The 13,412-nt window shown below is 55.6% G+C and carries 12 protein-coding genes and 1 pseudogene; 3 read left to right on the top strand and 10 right to left on the bottom strand.

The window, feature by feature from the left end:
- Positions 1-13: 13 nt before the first annotated feature.
- Positions 14-1,057, bottom strand: a complete 1,044-nt coding sequence (locus ACN1C3_RS10510; protein WP_419115738.1) for a PLP-dependent cysteine synthase family protein — start codon at positions 1,055-1,057, stop codon at positions 14-16.
- Positions 1,058-1,069: 12 nt separating this feature from the next.
- On the bottom strand, positions 1,070-2,467 hold the full coding sequence (locus tag ACN1C3_RS10505; protein ID WP_419115737.1) for a Y4yA family PLP-dependent enzyme: 1,398 nt from the start codon (positions 2,465-2,467) through the stop codon (positions 1,070-1,072).
- Positions 2,468-2,956: 489 nt separating this feature from the next.
- On the opposite strand from ACN1C3_RS10505, the gene ACN1C3_RS10500 reads away from it, so the two are divergent.
- Entirely contained in the window at positions 2,957-3,826 is an 870-nt protein-coding gene (locus ACN1C3_RS10500; protein ID WP_419115736.1) for an HpcH/HpaI aldolase/citrate lyase family protein, read from the top strand.
- 88 nt (positions 3,827-3,914) lie between these two features.
- Complete coding sequence (locus ACN1C3_RS10495; RefSeq protein ID WP_419115735.1) at positions 3,915-4,355, top strand: ParB N-terminal domain-containing protein; 441 nt, start codon at positions 3,915-3,917, stop codon at positions 4,353-4,355.
- A 48-nt stretch (positions 4,356-4,403) separates the two neighbouring features.
- Here the strand turns inward: ACN1C3_RS10495 and ACN1C3_RS10490 are convergent, their stop codons facing one another.
- The 8 genes and pseudogenes from ACN1C3_RS10490 to ACN1C3_RS10455 all read right to left on the bottom strand — a co-directional run.
- Positions 4,404-5,819 (bottom strand): sensor histidine kinase, encoded by a 1,416-nt coding sequence (locus ACN1C3_RS10490; RefSeq protein WP_419115734.1) that lies wholly within the window; start codon positions 5,817-5,819, stop codon positions 4,404-4,406.
- Positions 5,809-6,474, bottom strand: coding sequence for a response regulator transcription factor (locus tag ACN1C3_RS10485; RefSeq protein WP_419115733.1), 666 nt, complete (start codon positions 6,472-6,474; stop codon positions 5,809-5,811). Before ACN1C3_RS10485 ends, ACN1C3_RS10490 begins: the two co-directional genes overlap by 11 nt.
- A gap of 96 nt (positions 6,475-6,570) precedes the next feature.
- Positions 6,571-7,998 (bottom strand): ArnT family glycosyltransferase, encoded by a 1,428-nt coding sequence (locus ACN1C3_RS10480; RefSeq protein ID WP_419115732.1) that lies wholly within the window; start codon positions 7,996-7,998, stop codon positions 6,571-6,573.
- Positions 7,999-8,134: 136 nt separating this feature from the next.
- Positions 8,135-9,658, bottom strand: a complete 1,524-nt coding sequence (locus ACN1C3_RS10475) for an ArnT family glycosyltransferase (protein ID WP_419115731.1) — start codon at positions 9,656-9,658, stop codon at positions 8,135-8,137.
- A complete protein-coding gene (locus ACN1C3_RS10470) occupies positions 9,630-9,944 on the bottom strand; it encodes a lipid-A-disaccharide synthase N-terminal domain-containing protein (RefSeq protein ID WP_419115730.1) in 315 nt (104 codons plus the stop codon). Before ACN1C3_RS10470 ends, ACN1C3_RS10475 begins: the two co-directional genes overlap by 29 nt.
- The gene (locus ACN1C3_RS10465) at positions 9,941-10,684 is read right to left on the bottom strand and encodes a glycosyltransferase (RefSeq protein ID WP_419115729.1); all 744 of its coding nucleotides are present in this window, start codon (positions 10,682-10,684) and stop codon (positions 9,941-9,943) included. Before ACN1C3_RS10465 ends, ACN1C3_RS10470 begins: the two co-directional genes overlap by 4 nt.
- A 41-nt stretch (positions 10,685-10,725) precedes the next feature.
- Positions 10,726-11,724 carry an NAD-dependent epimerase gene (locus ACN1C3_RS10460; protein ID WP_419115728.1) on the bottom strand — a complete coding sequence of 333 codons (999 nt, stop codon included), beginning with the start codon at positions 11,722-11,724 and terminating at the stop codon, positions 10,726-10,728.
- Positions 11,725-11,747: 23 nt separating this feature from the next.
- Positions 11,748-11,900, bottom strand: a pseudogene (locus ACN1C3_RS10455) (UDP-glucose 6-dehydrogenase); the annotation flags it as partial.
- Between the two features lie 438 nt (positions 11,901-12,338).
- Here ACN1C3_RS10455 and ACN1C3_RS10450 point away from each other — a divergent pair.
- Complete coding sequence (locus tag ACN1C3_RS10450; RefSeq protein ID WP_419115727.1) at positions 12,339-13,238, top strand: polysaccharide deacetylase family protein; 900 nt, start codon at positions 12,339-12,341, stop codon at positions 13,236-13,238.
- The last annotated feature ends 174 nt before the right edge of the window (positions 13,239-13,412 follow it).

The following is a 13,412-nucleotide window of genomic DNA, read 5'->3' as shown; positions in this document are numbered from 1 at the left end:
TGAGTGGCCAGGCTCATGCGACGCTCAGTTGCAGAGCAGTCGAAACGTTGTCCGGTAATTGGGCTTTACCCAGCCAGGTGTCCAGTTGAGGCCATACGTCCGGGTCGAGCAGGTTTCGCTCCCCCAGCCATTTATCGTTGAACACAGTGTGGAGGTACTTTTCTCCGCCATCGGCAATCGGGACGACGACATTCCCGGTAATCACGCCTTTATGAATCAACTCCAGGGCTTTGAAGATCGCGCCTCCGGTCGATCCGCCGACAAGCAGCGCCATGTTTCTGGCGATATACCTGGCCGTTTCGAACGCTTGGGAATCGGTGACTTGCACGCCTAGATCGATGCAGCTGTAGTCGAGCACCAGTCCTACGGTGTCGCCTGCGGGGGTGCCGGTACCGGATTGATAGTACGGATAGCCGGGATGGCCAAAGACAATCGAACCGGCCGGTTCTACGGCAACTGTCACGGTATTCGGGTTATGCAGTTTCAGCCCGCGAGCGATACCCGTCATTGAGCCGCCTGTCCCGACGCAACCGACATAGGCATCGACATTGCCCTTTGCTTGCGCAACGGTCTCTCGGACAAAGTCGGAGTAGCCACCGGCATTTGCCGCATTGTCGGACTGGTTCATAAACACCGCGCCCGGTATTTCCCCGCCTAATTCGGCCGCCAGGCGCTGGCGCTCAACGACGGCGACTTCGTCCTCCCGATACTCGCCAGCGACATATCGAACCTCTGCGCCCAGTGCTTTCATGACGGCAATTTTGTCCTGGGCGGCGTGGTGATCCACCACGGCAATAAAGCGCAAGCCGAACTCGACCGCCGCCATGGCCAAGCCGATGCCGGTGTTGCCTGATGACGACTCGACGATGACACCGCCAGGCTTGAGTCGTCCCGACTTCAGCGCAGCCAACACCATGTTTCTCGCCATCCTGTCTTTGATGCTGCCGCCGGGGTTGTTCTTCTCAATCTTGAGCAGGAGTCTGGCGTTCGTTTCGGGAACGGATATACACAACATTGGCGTATTGCCAATCAGGTCCGAAACTTTATTCAGTATCATTGAAGTACTCCCTTAGTAGTCAGGTGAAAACGTTAAGTTCTCTTGCGTACAACAGGTCGCCATCATCCGCCGAGGCAGTGGATGGCGATGAAACTCGTTTTCCAGCAAGTCCATTTGATAACCCGCGGTATTGACGTAAACCAGTAAGTCGCCGGGTTTTGGCGTTACGCTGAAATTAATCAAGCGGTGGGTAATAACATCGTCGTCCAGACAACTATGCCCTGCGAGATACGCTGGCGAAGTTATACCCGTGGGTGCTTCGTCAGGCTGTGTGCTGATTAATATGGGATCGATAAGAAACTCGGAAGAAAACCACGTCTCGCAGGCACTGAAACTACTGCCTTCGACGAATATCACGGTTTTTTCATTGGCCAGCTTCTTTGTGCGTGTAATCCGGAATATCGATATGGCGGCCTGATCGACAAGGCTGCGCCCTGGTTCAAGCGCAAGAACAAGATCCTGGCTAATCAAATATTGAGCGACGGACAACGCTGCCTGGCATGTTGAATCAAGAAACAATTGCAACCATTGGCAAGCGGTGATGGCGGTTCCGTAAGGGTAGAACGAGGAGGGCACTGTGTTGTTGTCATAGTCGTCGGCGTTGTTATTGTTTTGCAAGAATGATTCGTAGGTGTGAGGCTCGATATATTGCATCGGCAGGCCACCACCAATATCGATCATTCTGGGTGCCAGACCCATCTCGCGAGCCGCATCGATGTAGGGTGTCAATTCACTCAAGGCGTGTGCGCGATCCGTGAACCCATAACCGCTGAGGTGGAAGTGGAAACCGTCGAACGTGATCAGGTGCTGGACTTCTGTTATTCGCTGTAAACAACGCAGCAAGCCTTTGGCGTCCATTCCAAAACGACTGGCGTTGCAACTTGAGGGGCGATAGCGCAACAACACCCTGGCCTTTCCCAGAGGGGCCAGGCGATGAACAATCGCCTCCAGATGGTCGAATTCTTCCTCCGAATCTATGGAAATCAGCGAGCCGTTTCGGACCAGCGCTTCATGGAACGCCTCGGTCTTGGCCGGTCCTGTTGCACACAGTCGGTCAGGTCTGGCCCCTGCACGGAGCGCATCCTGAAACTCATGGATGCTGGAGACGTCCACGCCTATGTTGGCGGATATGGCGGCGCTGATCAGTGCCTGAGATTTATTGGCTTTGGCGCCGTAGAAAATTTCATGACGTACCCCCTGCTTATTCAATACATCTTGCAGAGCGACGACATTCGCTTTAAGTGCATGTGGCCACGTCAGGTTTAATGGCGATCCATGCTCAGCGACGAGCGCTACCAGTGTATGTGGACTTGCATACAGCAGCTTCTCGATAACAGGATCAACGAGTGGCTTTAAACGTTCGGGAGCATAGGCAGTGGCGTGCTGGGGGAGCGCAATGAACTTCGACATAGAATACTTCCAGGTACTGAAGGTCCTGCCACTTAATAATCGGCGGCATGAGGGGATCGTCGAATAGCGATGTTTATCCTCGCGGGATGCAACTACTCGTGATTAGCGGAGGAGGGTGCCACTCTTTACACGACACATTTTCGATGCGTTGCGCCGCATTCAAAACTTCAAGAAGACTTCTCATGACGACCATTCCCTTTGGTGATGTGTGGTTGTAGCAATCGACCCTGATCCGCGAGCGCACTACATTCGAAAGTGCCATTGGGTGATATTTAAATGACATCACCGGTGGGCCGCACGACGCGAAATAGCGGTTAAAAATCCCTACAAGGCGATGCAAACAATATTGCTAATACGAATGATTATCAAGTAAGGTTTTCAAATAATTTGATTCCTCGGCTTTTTGAGGCCAGCGAGGACAGATCACGAGCAGGACGTATCAGTACGCACATCAGCCAATGAACGAGCGCTTCGCCAAGGACTAGCCCAATGACAACCGATCGACTCAACGCAAAAACGGCTCAACCCATCACCTATCTTTTTGTCCCGGGCAATCGCCCGGAAAGGTTCGGCAAAGCGGTGGAGGCGAATCCGGATGCAATCATTCTGGATCTTGAGGATGCGGTGCATCCCGACAGCAAGGCCGCTGCACGCGCTGCGATCTGGGCGTGGCAGGAAGACATGTCATCGACTCCCTGCGAGCGTTACATACGCCTCAATAGCGTGAGCAGTTCGTTGTGTCGTCAAGACCTGACCTGGCTGGGAGACATGCGTTACCCCGAACGATGCTCGGGTATCTTCCTGCCAAAGGCCGAATGCCCACAGATGCTCTCGCAGGTGGTCGAACGCTTGCTAGCCTGGAACGCCAATCTTCAGATCGTCGCGATTATCGAGACAGCAAAGGGCTTGCAGAATGTCGAGGTCATAGCGGCTATTCCGGGGGTAGCACGACTGGCTTTCGGCTCTCTGGATTTCTCACTCGATATCAACTGCAGTCAGGTCCAGGAGGCGTTTCTGTACGCCAGAAGCCGTATCGTTTTAGCCTCCCGCGCCGCCGGACTGCCCCCTCCGATTGACGGCGTAAGCCCGGCAATCAACGACCTGGCTGTCGTTTCGGATGATGCACGCTATGCGCGTACGTTGGGGTTTACCGCCAAGCTGTGTATTCATCCGTCGCAATTGAACGCAGTGCAGACCGCCTTCCTGCCTGATGCCCGGCAGTTGGCTTGGGCAGACCGCGTATTAACCGCCGTGGCAGGGGGCAGCCACGCTGTTCAAGTCGATGGCGAGATGGTCGATCTTCCTCTTATCGAGCAAGCACAAAGGATGCGCGATTTTGCCCATCAATACGGTCGCTGACGGTAAACCTTTTTTTGCGGAATGCAGATGCTGAATGCAGATGCCGAATGCAGATGCCGAATGCAGATTCAGAATCAGGAGATAGCCAATGGGATGCCCCAACGCTTCGTTCAACGCAGTACTCGACAGTATCAATAGCTATGAAATTGCACTCAGGCCGCTTTCCTGGTTTCGCCAGTCGGAGCACGTGGATCCCGGGAACGTGAAGTTTCTGGCTGAGACCATCGTCCGCGCAGGCCACTGGCTGGAACCGATAATCGTGGAGAAGTCATGCGGGATTGTGATGGATGGAAATCATCGCTTGAATGCCGCACTGGAACTTGGGTTGAAACGGGTTCCCTGTATCCAGCTGGAGTATGGTGACCCCCGGGTCTGCGTACGTCATTGGCGTACGGGTTATCACTTTGAAGTCGCGCACATTTTCAGAACCATTGCGCAGGGTGAGATCTTCCCCTACAAGACTACCCGGCACGAATTCACTCCCGCGCTGCCCGTCATATCGGTGCCTCTGGGAGAGCTGTACGCTTGAACTGTCCGGGGGCTCCGGTAGAGAACCGGAGCCCTCGGCGACTCAGGTTTATCCCTCGTACCGCATTGCTTTTATCGTCACGCAAGTGCCGCTGCGGGGAGTGCTCTGCACCACGATGTGGCCTCCCAGGCGCTCGATGATCCGTTTGCACAGGGCAAAGCCAAGCCCAAACGACAACGTTTGTGATCGTGCAGCCTCTGCACGGAAGAACACTAGCCCCAGTTGCTTCACCTCATTGATCGACATGCCAATGCCGTTGTCAGCGATTTCAATGTTATAGCCGGCCCCTCGATCCTCGTCGACGGTCACGCTGACTTCACCGCCTGCTGCGGTGTATTTGATGGCGTTGTCCAACAGATTGCCGATCACCACTTCCCAGTGTTCCCGGCCGCCCGCGACCCGTGCGGTGTCGTCATCCAGCAGGCGCAGGGAAAGGCTGATGCTCTTTTGTTCCGCCGCTCGCCGCCAACGTTCCACAGCGTGCAGGACATTGGCGTTCAACGGGCTTGATTGCCCCGTGATCTCCGAGGTTCCTTCCAGGTGCGCCAGATTGAGCAGACCGAGTGAAAGGCGTTTCAACACCTGCATTTCGGCCAGTACATCGCGACAGGTCTGCGCGTAATCTTCCGCTTTTCGCGGCCTGGCCAGAATCACTTCCAACGCAGAGGTTACCGCGGCGATAGGTGTTTTGAGTTCGTGGGAGGCGTTGGCGATGAACAGTCGTTGTCTTTCCAGCACCTCCTGGACGGCTGTTTCCATTTCCGCATAGCTGTCGAACAACAGTTTTTCTTCCGCCGAATGCGGCTCGAAAACCACCCTGCGGGTAAACTCTGGTGGTTTGAGTGTGCGCAGTTGCCGGGCGAAGCCCCTGAGGTTGCGGGTAGAAAAGGACACCACGATAAAACTGCCCAGGGTGGTCAGCAACAAGATGCCAAACGCAACGAGCGCGACCACTCTTTTGAAGGCGTCGATGGCATCAAGCGCCGGCTGGACGTTGGCTGCCACCAGCAGTGAGGCCTTCAGCGGCACTTGAGCAGAGCCGCGCGCAAGACTGCCCTTTTGCGCGATCCATTTTTCGTGGTCCACCGTAAACAGAAATGTCTCTTCGTCGTGGGCCTGAACCTCGTTCATCTCCTGCTGAAGCTGGCTGCGCTTTTTCGCAGGTGGACCCCGGGAGTCATCCAGCAGTTGTCCGTCTTCGGATGACAAGGCGAAGTACAGGTTGTGGTCATGATCCAGTTCCGTGGCGAACTCCCCCTCGCGTTGAAACACCAGATGATCGTCCTTGGCGATGATCAGTGACTCGACAATATCCGATTGCGTATCCAGATGAGGACGCAGCTCATCGAGCCTTGTGGTTTCCATCCAGTGGCTCAACCACATGAAACCAAACAGCAGCACGCACGCCTGTACAACAAAGAGTGTGATTGCGATCTTGATATTGAGCGCCAGGCTACGCCACACGAAGGATGAACCCTTTGCCGCGTATGGTCTCGATCTCAACGCCAGTGCCCGGCAACTTGCGCCGCAGACGGTTGAGCAGCACGTCCAGACTGTTGCTGTCAGGTTCGCTGTCGAAGGAGTAGAGCAGTCCGATCAGACTGTTGCGAGTCACCAGTTGATTGGCCTTGCCCGCAAGCGCCACCAGCAAGTCGTATTCCTTGCCGGTGAGTTCCAGCGGCTGACCTGCAACGCTGACGCGCAGGGTATCCAGCTCGATGTTCATATTGGCCAGTGACAGCAGGGTCGACCCTTGAGCTATCGAGCGACGAAAAAGTGCATTCAAACGAGAGACCAGTTCGATCATCTCGAAGGGTTTGGTCAGGTAGTCATCTGCGCCCTGGTCCAGCCCCTGGACTCGGTCAACCACGTCACTTTTGGCGGTCACCATGATGATCGGCACATTGCTGCCCTTTGCGCGAAGTGCTTTCAGAAGGTCCAGGCCAGACATCTCTGGCAGCATCCAGTCCAGCACAACGACGTCATATCCGCTTGATTCGAAGTAATACAAGGCTTCCTTGCCGTCTCTGGCCAGATCGACCACCCAGTTTTCTTCCTCAAGCCCGCGCTTGACGCTTTTGCCCAGCAGTACGTTGTCCTCCACTAACAGGACTTTCATAGTTCACTCCATGTTGAGGCTTTAAGCACGTTGGGGCATTCATTGCATGTCCAACCCCCTCTGGCAAGCCGTTTGAGCGCCTCAAGCGCCTCGTGCTTATTGCCCGCCTGGGCACGAAGAGCCCAACCCGATCAACAGCGCTGCGTGCTTTCTATGCAGGTAAGGCTCGAAGCGCGCAAGTGTGCAGGGCGCCAGCTTTTCCAGGCTCGCTGGCAGCGGGGCTCGTGTAAAGAGCAAGGCGCCTGACAGCTGTTCTGGCTGCAGGTTCTCGACTTTCACGGGCGTGACAGGTCGGCCAGCGTAGTAGACCACGCGCATATCCGGTGCATCGAGACTGTAGATCGGTTGAGTGGGGTAGGTGGTGAAGGCAGACCTGATTTCAGGAAACACCTGGACGCGATGAGCAAATACCCGAGCCTCAAACGTACTATAGAAAACGGCATATCCGGCCAGCACGACCAATGGAAGCCATTTCAACAGGCGATGCCATTTGCCCTGGATGTCCGCTAATACCCTTGCCCAGTGACACGCCAGCATCAGTGCGATGGCCGGGTAAATGGGCAGTAAATACTTGGCGTGTTTTTCGGAGAACACCGAAAACACAATCAACGGCACGATGACGCAGCACAGCAGAAACATGAGTTCAGGCCGCGAGCGAATGTGTTGCCACAGTTGCCGTGGACGGACGAACAGGATGAGCCAAAACGGGAAAAAATCGCCAGCCAAATACATCAGGTAGGCGTACCAGGGTTCGGCTCCACCACCGTTGATCTTATTGACGATATCTTTCTGGAAAATTCTTGCCCATACCCCCCAACCCTCTTGCACAGAGACGGCCAGGTACCAGGAACTGCCAATGGCCAAGGCAATCAGCCATGCCGGGACATCGCACAGATAAGCCTTGGCGCGTGAGGAACGTGTCCATACCGCAAAGGCCAGAATGGGCAACGTCACCAAGAGCAGGCTGACCGGCCCTTTCGTCAGCAGGCAACACCCCAGCAATGCGTAACTCAACAGCACCCATCGCCGGCTTCCCTGCTGAAACAGGTACTGCCAAGCGGCCAACAGGGATAGAAAGCACAACCCGGTCAGCGACATTTCTATTTCCGCCCGCCGCGCGAACAGACTGAAACCGGCATTCGCCGCCAGGAAAATGGTCGCGTACAGGCCGACCTGACTGCCAGCCAGTTTTGAGCCCCACTGGTACACCGCGACGCAGCAGATCGTTGCGAACAATGCCGATGGCAGACGCATGCTCCACTCGCAAAGAACACCTGCGAGCTGAGTTGATATCAGGGTAAGCCAATAGAACAGGGGAGGCTTGTCCAGGTACAGCTTCCCGTTCATGTACGGCAGTAACCACTGGCCGGCTTCATGCATTTCCCGGGTACTGACGGCGCGACGTGCTTCATTGACACTGAGGAAGGGAATTGATCCCAATCCCCAGAAAAACAGCAGCAGCACCAGGGCTGCCATTACTGCGGTGGACCAGAACAACGGTGTGTTCTCGACTTTCAACTTCATTACCTATCCCATCATCCATTGGCACGATCCTCCTTGATCGATTCAAAAACCATCCCTGCCACCCTCCAATCAGTAAGAAGCCGTCGGGGGGCGCCGACGGCTTCTTGTTTTTAACGCAAATTGCTTTAACGCAAACTCATAGAACAGCGGTCTGCCAGACGAATCGGTAGACGCGGGCGGGCGGCTCGGGATGACATTGACCATTGTCCGCATCAGCACCGACGACAAGCCATTCTGCTCGAGACGTTTTGCCTAACTTTTTGGCCTTCTCCGGCAGGAAGCATCGAGCAAAATCATTGGACGGCACCAGCGCAAATGCCTGCGGGTGAGTGCGCAACCATAGAGCAGCCTGATCGACAGTGGAATTTGACAGGAAGCCGAAATGCACGATGGGCTGTTGCGCGAACAACCAATGGCCTTCGCGCCAGTTGGCGAGAACCAGGTCAGCCCCGCCTGTTATCTCGGCGGCTTGACGCATGATCTCTTCGTGGGGGTTAGGGCCTTCCTTGATCGGTTCAATAAAGCCGCGAGCGAACCAGGCACAGAACCAGACCACCGTCAGCCCCATGAATATCTTGCGACCCAATGGGCGCTGGCGAAACCAACGACGAAGCAACCAGGGCACGAGCGGCGCTGCGATCAGTGCCAGTCCCGGTAGGGCAGGGTAAATATAGAGTTTGCGCTTACCGCTGCTCAGGCTGAAGAACAGCAGCGTCAGTACGACCCAGCCCAACAAGACCAATACCCGGCCATCGTGCTTGAGCAACTGTCGACGCCAGGCAGGCACCAGCCATGGCAAGGCGAGGAACATCGGTAGCCAGTATTGAGGAATGACCTTGACGAAGAAATACCAGAATGGCTCCTGGTGTTCCCAGGCGCTGGCATAACGTTGAGCGGTCTGATGCAGCAGGATGTTTTTCAGGTACTCCACGCCATCCGCGCTGTTTTGCAGCGCCACTGACAACACCAGCGGGACCAGCCAGATGGCGATCGCCGCCAGTGTCACCAGCAGACCCAGCAGCCAGGCCCGCTTCTGGTTTGGCATGGCCACGACGCCTCGCCAATCCTTGCGCACGGCATACGCATAGGGAATCAGCATCAACGCCGGGACGAAGCCGACGCCCTTGCTGATGACGCCAAACCCCATTGCGGCGCAGGCCACATAAAACCAACCCCATGCAGGGCCGAGCAGCAGATGGCGCACCAGGCCATACATTCCAAGCGCAGTCCAAAGGCAGAGAAATCCGTCGATCTGTCCTGTTCTGAGAATGCTGTAGGTTTGATAGGTCGCCAGAAAGAGCAGGGCAGCGATTCTTCCGATGCGAGGGTTCCACAAACGGCGCCCCAGGTCATACAGACAGGCCGTCGCCACTGCGCCCGACAGCAGCGCTGGCAGGTACAAAGCAACCTTTGGCAGACCGGTCAGTAGCGTGAACAACGCCACCGTCCACATGAACAGCGGCGGCTTGTCGGGGTATATCTCCGCAGCGCGGTGTGGCACGAACCAGGAGCCGCTTTGCAGCATTTCCAGAGCCACGCCGAGAAAGCGCTCCTCATCGACATTGAACGGCTCTCTCATGCCCAGGCCCGCGCCAATCAACAGCAGCGACAGGAGAACCAGGCCAAGGCATTCAATCCTTGGTGTTAGGGCTATACGCACCGGCTTTTTCCTTAAACTCTTTTTTCTGGCGAGCGATCAGCTGCAAATTACGCAGGTACACAACAAAGCCGAATGATTGCCCGACGATGAACACCGGGTCTTCCCGGTAGATCGCATACGCCAGCAGTAATGCGCTACCCACGATACTCAAATACCAGAAACCCACGGGAATCAGGCTGCGCTTCTTGTATTCGCTGTAGAGCCACTGCAGGGCAAAGCGCCCGGTAAACACCACTTGGCCGGCAAAACCGACCACCAGCCATAGTGTTTCTCTGCTCAAGTTCACTCCTGCACCTCCTGCGGCGTTGCATCTAAGCGGGTGCGGCGGATCAACCACCACACACCAAAGAGATCGAGAATGCCCACCAGCGCACGATCAATGTTCCCGTATTTCGAAACACCAGCACTGCGATGACGATGATTGACGGGATGCACGACCATTCGGCCGTTGTGGCGCTGAATCAGTGCTGGAATGTAACGGTGCATGTGATCGAAGTAAGGCAGGCTGAGAAAGGCTTCTCGTTCCACCACTTTCAGGCCGCAGCCGGTATCGGGTGTCGAGTCTTTGAGCATGCGACTGCGCAAACCATTGGCGAAGCGTGAGGCCCAGCGCTTGCTGGCCGTATCGCGACGGTTGACGCGGTGACCGGCCACCAGCTTGACGCCCCCGGCGAGCCCTTCGCTGCCACGGACCACCGCAAGCATCCCGGGGATGTCGGCAGGGTCGTTCTGTCCATCGCCGTCGAGTGTCGCCAGCCAATGACCGCGCGCGGCAATCGCGGCGTGGTAGATGGAGGTACTTTGCCCCAGCGAGCGGGCATGGCTGAGGATCCGCAATTGACTGAAGCCACTTTTTTTCAGCGCTCGCAATTCGGCAATGCTGTTATCGGTACTGCCATCATCGACGACGATAACTTCATAAGCCTCATCGGCCAGTGCGCTGCGAATCTCTTCCAGAAGCGGTGTTAAATTGCTGGCTTCGTTTTTGGCCGGAATCAGCACGGATACATAGATGTTGTTGCTCATGACTTCCCCAGGAATAGTGTTTTTCTAACGGTGGTGGCGCGCTATACCTGGTAATAGTCCCGATACCACTTCACGAACTCTGCCACACCGGTTTCAACGGATTGCTGAGGGTCGAAACCGACCCATTCAGCCAGTGCCGACACATCGGCCCACGTCTGTACGACGTCACCGGATTGCATCGGTAGATAATTGCGTTGCGCTTTGACGCCAATGGCCGCTTCCAGGCAGTCGATGAAATCCAGCAATTTCACCGGCTTGCCCCGACCTATGTTGTAGACCTTGCTCGGAGCGGTAGACTGCTGACTGCCGGCCTCAGGGTTTGACTGCGAGGACGGCGGCTTCAGACGCAGGCGCACAATGCCTTCAACGATGTCATCGATGTAGGTGAAATCCCGTGACATTTGCCCGTCGTTATAAATATCGATCGGCTGGTTGTTCAAGATCGCTTGCGTAAACTTGAACAGCGCCATATCCGGACGTCCCCAGGGTCCATAAACGGTGAAGAACCGCAGGCCACTGGATTGAATGCCATAGAGGTGCGCATAGCTATGCGCCATCAGTTCATTGGCACGCTTGGTGGCCGCATAAAAAGAGATAGGGCTATCGGCCCGGTCATCGACGGAAAAGGGTAATTTACCGTTTAAACCGTAGACCGAACTGCTCGAGGCATAGATGAAGTGCTTCGGCTTGAACGTGCGACAGGCTTCAAGCACATTGAGAAAACCGATGAGATTGGATTCGGCATAGGCGTCCGGGTTGTCTATCGAATAGCGAACACCGGCCTGTGCCGCCAAATGGATGACTTCGGTAAAGGCGTTGGCCTCGAATAATTCGAGTAACGCGCCCTTATCGACAATGTCCATCGCCAGGAAGCGAAAGTTGGGAAACACGGCCAATTGCGCCAGGCGCGCGCGCTTGAGTTCAACGCTGTAGTAGTCGTTAAGGTTGTCGATCCCAACAACCTCTAGCCCTTCCTCGCAGCATCGCTTGGCAGTATGAAAACCAATAAAACCGGCTGCCCCTGTGATCAGAATAGTCATGTTTGCTTCGTCCGGCCGCGTCCGATCCCCGGCTCAAAAAGGGGGGAGTGCCCGCTGTTCAGCCATTCGATTCGCTGCGCATCCACATTGATGCAACAGACTGAAGTTTCTACTTCGGCCAGACCAGCAGCCTGTGTCAGGCCGATGTAACCGGTACCGAATACCGTAACCTTCATTCGTTACTCCGTGTCAAAATCAAGGCAACCAGAAAACCAAGCCATAGCGCCGCTCTCACGGGATAACGCGTGGGCGGCAGGAAAATGGCGGGTGTCTAAAAGATGCTCATAAACCCTCCCATATTTTAGGGGTGGCGGAGAAAAAATTGTAACAATTTCGTGAAAAATATGTAGATGGTTTACTGGTTTTTAGCTTGAAACCCGCGCCGCGCCTGGCTTTTTCGGCGTGTGACTAACCCTGTCGCGCGTGTTAGCCTCGGTCGGAAATACAACAGAATGATAGTTGTAAACGTAACTGAGTGAATTTTCTTTTTCGGCGCGACACCCCACACATTTCCTTGCCGCGCCACATGCCATGCCCGATTTATTTTTTGTTGTGCTGACGGCTTGAGTTCATCATGGTCTGTACTTGCCCTTGTCTCGACTACTGCAAACAACATGAAGCACATCGTCACCGTTTTATCAGCGTTCGCTATCGCGGTCGGCCTCTTGGGTTGCATCAGCCAGCCAATCGCAATGACGCCGCAAACTGTGCAACGTTTGCACGCGCAACCCCCCATCCGTTTCCTGCTGACCTTTGACGACGGTCCGAGCGCGTCCGGGTTTTACAATCCGACGGTGTCCGTTCTCGACGATCTTGCCCGTAATCCGGTGCAATCGGGCATCAAGGCGGTCTTTTTTGTGCAGACCCGTGCAACAGGGGCGGGCGGCAGCGAACGGGGTCGCACAATCATGCACCGTGAACATGACGAAGGTCATGTGCTGGGCTTCCACACCGCCACGCCGGGGCATACCAATCATCGTTCTCTGAGCCCGGAAGAGCTGGAACAGTCGCTTACCGCTGGCAGCGCAGACATTGCTGCGATCACCGGCGCGGCACCGACGTTGGTGCGCCCGCCATTCTGGAATTACGATAAACGCACCTTCGCCGCGTATCAGCGCCATGGCATGCATGTGTTGCTGACCGATGTGAGCGCCAATGACGGCAAGATATGGGGCTACAACTTCAGTCTGCGCAGACGTTCCAGCATGCTGCGGCAATTATCCGAGGTGCGCGAGCGGATCGCCGCGGGAGAGCTGCCGGCAGTCGATGGCGCCATTCCAGTGGTGGTGACGTTCCACGATCTCAATCGCTATACCGCCCGGCATATGCAGGAATATCTGCAGATCCTGCTCGACAGTGCGCGCGGCACGGGCGTGGCAACCGCAGCCAAACCGTTTTACGACGACCGGGCGGAGTTGCAGCGTGCCGTCATGGCCCGCACGGTCAGCGACAGCTCCCAACCTGTCCAGTTGCCCGGGTTCTGGAACTGGTGGTGGGGTGGGAATTCTGATTAAAGGTTAATAAGACAGCGTTTTGAATAGGCGCGCATGTCTTGCCCGTTCGATCCCGGGCGAGACAGCTTGCCACTCAGCAGGGTTCCTTTCCGTTTCCTGGCTGGGTTGAGCCAGGGGGAGACTATCTCTGAGAAAATGACAGGCTTATTACAAAATCCGTATATATTTTTTTCA

Source organism: Pseudomonas sp. H11T01 (genome assembly GCF_048515765.1).
Lineage (GTDB): Bacteria > Pseudomonadota > Gammaproteobacteria > Pseudomonadales > Pseudomonadaceae > Aquipseudomonas.
Note: the sequence above shows the minus strand (reverse complement) of the source record. Positions and strands in the feature narration are given on the sequence as shown.

What these genes read in the sequence shown, in the direction of transcription:
- ACN1C3_RS10510 (WP_419115738.1), bottom strand. Translation starts at nt 1,057, where the DNA reads ATGATACTGAATAAAGTTTCGGACCTGATTGGCAATACGCCAATGTTG.
- ACN1C3_RS10505 (WP_419115737.1), bottom strand. Translation starts at nt 2,467, where the DNA reads ATGTCGAAGTTCATTGCGCTCCCCCAGCACGCCACTGCCTATGCTCCC.
- ACN1C3_RS10500 (WP_419115736.1), top strand. Translation starts at nt 2,957, where the DNA reads ATGACAACCGATCGACTCAACGCAAAAACGGCTCAACCCATCACCTAT.
- ACN1C3_RS10495 (WP_419115735.1), top strand. Translation starts at nt 3,915, where the DNA reads ATGGGATGCCCCAACGCTTCGTTCAACGCAGTACTCGACAGTATCAAT.
- ACN1C3_RS10485 (WP_419115733.1), bottom strand. Translation starts at nt 6,474, where the DNA reads ATGAAAGTCCTGTTAGTGGAGGACAACGTACTGCTGGGCAAAAGCGTC.
- ACN1C3_RS10480 (WP_419115732.1), bottom strand. Translation starts at nt 7,998, where the DNA reads ATGAAGTTGAAAGTCGAGAACACACCGTTGTTCTGGTCCACCGCAGTA.
- ACN1C3_RS10465 (WP_419115729.1), bottom strand. Translation starts at nt 10,684, where the DNA reads ATGAGCAACAACATCTATGTATCCGTGCTGATTCCGGCCAAAAACGAA.
- ACN1C3_RS10460 (WP_419115728.1), bottom strand. Translation starts at nt 11,724, where the DNA reads ATGACTATTCTGATCACAGGGGCAGCCGGTTTTATTGGTTTTCATACT.
- ACN1C3_RS10450 (WP_419115727.1), top strand. Translation starts at nt 12,339, where the DNA reads ATGAAGCACATCGTCACCGTTTTATCAGCGTTCGCTATCGCGGTCGGC.